2 protein-coding genes and 3 pseudogenes are annotated in these 4,092 nt (G+C 73.9%); 2 read left to right on the top strand and 3 right to left on the bottom strand.

What is annotated here, in order from left to right; all coding sequences use genetic code 11:
• The first annotated feature begins 119 nt into the window (after positions 1-119).
• Positions 120-260, top strand: a complete 141-nt coding sequence (locus NBZ85_RS34165) for a hypothetical protein (protein ID WP_498041271.1) — start codon at positions 120-122, stop codon at positions 258-260.
• 213 nt (positions 261-473) lie between these two features.
• Here NBZ85_RS34165 and NBZ85_RS28450 read toward each other — a convergent pair.
• Positions 474-1,082 (bottom strand): annotated as a pseudogene (locus NBZ85_RS28450) (esterase/lipase family protein); the annotation flags it as partial.
• A gap of 212 nt (positions 1,083-1,294) precedes the next feature.
• Positions 1,295-2,803, bottom strand: a complete 1,509-nt coding sequence (locus tag NBZ85_RS28455) for a carboxyl transferase domain-containing protein (RefSeq protein WP_261560312.1) — start codon at positions 2,801-2,803, stop codon at positions 1,295-1,297.
• A gap of 257 nt (positions 2,804-3,060) precedes the next feature.
• Here NBZ85_RS28455 and NBZ85_RS28460 point away from each other — a divergent pair.
• Positions 3,061-3,939, top strand: a pseudogene (locus tag NBZ85_RS28460) (serine/threonine-protein kinase); the annotation flags it as partial.
• Positions 3,940-4,005: 66 nt separating this feature from the next.
• On the opposite strand, the pseudogene NBZ85_RS32890 reads toward NBZ85_RS28460, so the two are convergent.
• Positions 4,006-4,083, bottom strand: a pseudogene (locus tag NBZ85_RS32890) (hypothetical protein); the annotation flags it as partial.
• Positions 4,084-4,092 lie beyond the last annotated feature (9 nt).

Genomic DNA, 4,092 nt, shown 5'->3' on the forward strand with positions numbered 1-4,092 from the left:
GGCAGGGCGGTGGCCGCGGGGGCGGGGGGAGCGCGCCGGCGCGCAAGCCGCTGCCGAACTCACCGTTCGCCGCGCGCCCGTCGGCCCGGCCCGTGCTGGAACTGCGCCAAGGCGACCGGGTGACCCACGACAGCTTCGGCCTCGGTGTCGTCGTCGCCACCGGCGGGGCGGGGGATTCGGCCGAGGTGACGATCGACTTCGGCGCCGACGCCGGGACCAAGCGCCTGCTGCTGCGCTATGCCCCCGTCGAGAAGCTCTGACGGCACCGTCTCGGCAAGCCACTCGGCAACCTGGCGGGCCACCGCCCCGTTGAACGCCAGCGAGTGATGCCCGAGCCCGGGGACGGTGATGTTCACGGAGTTCAGATCCGGATGCTCGAGCACGGCCTGGGCCGGGCGGACCACCGTGTCCCGGCCGGCGGCGACCGCGATGAACCGCGTCCGGCATCCCGGTGCTGGCCTGCTGAGCTCGGCCAGCAGCGGCGAGCCCGGCCGTAACTGGGCGAGCAGGGGATAGGGCACAGCCCGGGGCACCAGCTCGGCCAGCCGGGTGCCGCCGTGCGGGGTGGCGAGGGTGATCAGCGTGTCGACCTGCCGGTCGCCGCCCATTCGCTGAACGTGGTAGCGGGCCACCAGCCCGCCCAGGGAATGGGCGACGACGTGCACGCGGCCGCCGTCGCCCGCCGCGGCCGTCACCGCGTCGGCGAGCAGCCGAGCGCCGTCCTCGACGGTGGTGGTCCACAGGGGCAACTCGACCGCTCGAACCCGGCGAAAGCCCCGTCGGCGTAGCTGATGGTGCAGGCGGACGAAGACCGAACGGTTGTCGACCAGCCCGTGGACGAGCAGGATCGGCGTCCCCGCCGCATCGGGCGCGCGGACCTGAAGGCCACGCTGCAACGGGGGCAGACCGTCGAGGGAGTACGGTTCGTCGTCCCGGTCCGGCTGGCGGCGCAGCGCGCTCGCCGGATAGAGGGCCAGATGGGCAGCGATCCAGGCAGTTTCGACGGCGAGCCCGCGGGCGTTGTCCCCGGTGGCACGCAGACCCGCGACAAGCGCGCGGCGGCGAGGTCTCGCGGCCCCCATGACCGGCTGGCCCACCGGCGCCGCGGCTGCGGCTGCGGCTGCGCGTGCTGCGGGCGCAGCGGCTGCCACGGCCGGTGCCGTCGGTGCCCGTCTGGGTGCTGGTGGTGCCGGCTCGCCGATGTTCGATCACCCTCCTTCGCCGCACCGTCGCCGGGTGGGCTCGGGTGCGTTCGCCCGACCTCGCCGGGATCAGGTCGAGAAACACAAAGAGATTACAGACTGTCACGTAGTTCTGTCGACCATCGCTGCTGGCGCTGCCGCCGACGCTGCACCGGGTCCTGCCAGACGAGCTCGGCGAGCAGTCCCGTGGCCGCCTGTGCCACCTGATCTGCGTCGGTGGCGGGCAGCAGGCGGTCGGCGAAACCGAGCCGGTACAGATCCGTCGGGCGCAGCCCCGCCCGGTCCGCCGCCTGCTCGACCGGGATGCGCAGGGTCGTCGCGGTGCCCTCCGGAGAGAGCGCCGTAAAGTAGCTGTCCGCGGTCATAGCAACCACATCGGTCACTGCGGCTGCGAGCGCACCACCCGAACCGCCCTCGCCGAGTACGACCGACACGGTTGGACAAGGACAGGCCAGGACCGCCGCCATCGCGTCCCCGATCGCCGCGGCGATCCCCGCGGCCTCGGCGGGCGCGCCGCCGGCTGCGCCGGGGGTGTCGACGAGCGTCACCAGCCCAATGCCGAGCTTGCCCGCCAGCTGGGCGGCCCGGGCAAGCAGCCGGTATCCCGCGGGGCCCGGCGCGCTGCCGCGCCGGGCCCCGACCGCGGCGACCACCGCGCGCATCCCGCCACCGCCGTGAAGGGCGCCGATCCGGGCACCGACCAGCGGATCGGGCCCGACGAGGTCGACCCCGTCGGGCAGCAACGCGCACAGCACCGCCACACCGTCCGGTCGCTCGCCGGTCCGGGCCGCCGTCACCTGCTCCCAGCCGGAGCGGGCGGCCACCCGTTCGAAACCCGCCGGCACGCCGGCCCGCGCCGGCCGCGCCACCGGTACCGGCACCGGTGGCGGCACCGTCGGCGTCGGCGTCGGCGTCGGTGCCCGGGTCGCCGGCTCGACCGGGCTTGGGGGGGTCAGCGCGGTCAGCGCCCGGCGCAGCCAGCCCGCGACGGCGTCGGGTGCGAGCGCGGCGTCGACGAGGCCGTTGGCAAGGGCGGACGCCGCAGTATGGCTGCCGGCGCCCGGCGGCGCCCCGGTCGTCGCGGCGACCACGCGGGGACCGGAGAAGCCGACCGTCGCCCCGGCCACTGCGCAGCGCACATCGCAGCGTGAGCCGATGGTGACCCAGACCCCGCCGGTCGTCGGCTGGTCGGCGATGGCGACGTGGCCGACCCCGGCCGCGTCGAGGGCCGCGAGGGCGAGGGCCGCGCGGGGCAGCCCGACGAGCCCGGCGACCCCCTCCTGCAGCCGGGTGCCGCCGCTGCGCAGGAACGACACCAGCGGACGGCGGCTCGCGACCGCGGCGGCCGCGGCCGCGGCGAAACCGGCGGCGTCCGCCTCGCCGAAGCTGCCGCCGTGGACGGCGAAGTCCCAGACCGCGGCGACCGCCGGCACACCCGCGATCAGGCCGGCCCCCCACCTAAGCGCCGGCCGTCCGTCGTAGTCCGGCCAGCCAGAACGGTTGACCGCGGGTGCGGTCGACGGCCCCAACGTGATACCGGCAAGCAGATCCGCCCGCCAGTCGGCGGACGTCTGCCGCCCCGGTCGGCTGTCACTGTCCATGTCCGCATCTTGCGGCCGGTGGCGGCCTGGCCGGTTGCTCGGGCGCAGGCGGTGTTGCAGGACACGCCGCACCGGGACGCTCACTGGCGGAACCCCGGGCGATGCTCGGATGTCTTACGACAACGAAGGGAAGGGACATCTGTGACCTACCGTGCAGTCTGCTTCACGGCAGTCAGCGACATACCCTTTCGTTCACAGCGCCCTGAGTGGGTGCGTGCCCGCACCACACCCGCGAGATCAGTGGAGTGAGGAGAGGGATGCTCACACCGCTGCTGGAGGACGACCCCCGCCAGATCGGCCCGTATCGTCTGCAGAACCGCATCGGCGCCGGGGGCATGGGAACCGTCTATCTCGGCTTCACCCCGGAACAACACGCGGTCGCGGTGAAGGTGGCCGCCGAGGAACTCGCCGAGGACGCCGAGTTCCGTAGCAGGTTCGAGCGCGAGGTCCACGCGGCGCTGCGCGTGCGGGGCAACGCGGTCGCCGCCGTGCTCGACGCCGACACCAACGCCCCGGCACCGTGGATGGTCACCGAGTACGTCGAAGGCATCAGCCTGGCCGAGGCGGTCCGGGCTCGCGGCCGGCTGGAGAACCATCTCGTCCGCGGTCTCGCGGTCGGACTGGCCGACGCACTGGTCGCCATCCATGCCGCGGGCGTCGTGCACCGCGATCTGAAGCCGTCGAACATCCTGCTGGCGTGGGACGGGCCGAAGGTGATCGATTTCGGCGTCGCCCACATCAGCGACAGCAGCACGCTGACCCGCACCGGACACGTGATCGGGACCCTGGCGTGGATGGCACCCGAGCAGATGCGCGGGGATGTGTCGGACTCCTCGGCGGACATCTTCGCCTGGGCCGCCTGCGTGACGTACGCGGCGACCGGCCGCCATCCCTTCCACGCGGAGACGCCGGACAAGCTCGCCCTGCGCGTGCAACGGGACACCCCGGACCTCGACGCGCTGCCCGCCTACCTGCTTACGTCGGTCGCCGGGGCCCTGTCCAAGATTCCCCGACAGCGGCCGACCGCCTCCGTCCTGCTCGCCTCGCTGGTCGGTCGGGAGTTCCAGGGGGTGACCGAGGCCGACGCCGTCGCCGGTGACTTCCTCGAACGCACCTGGACCGGCACCGCCCGGGCGACGACTGACGGCCTCACCGTCCTGCCCGTCGGCGTCGATGCCCCGGGTGATGATGCCGTCCAGCTTGATGATGTCCGGGCGCAGGTGGAGGAGCTGCTCCAGGCCCGCATAGCCGGTGCCGATGTCGTCGATGGCGATCCGCACACCCCGGCT

It is taken from the genome of Frankia tisae, assembly GCF_025403405.1.
Taxonomy (GTDB): Bacteria; Actinomycetota; Actinomycetes; order Frankiales; family Frankiaceae; genus Frankia; species Frankia tisai.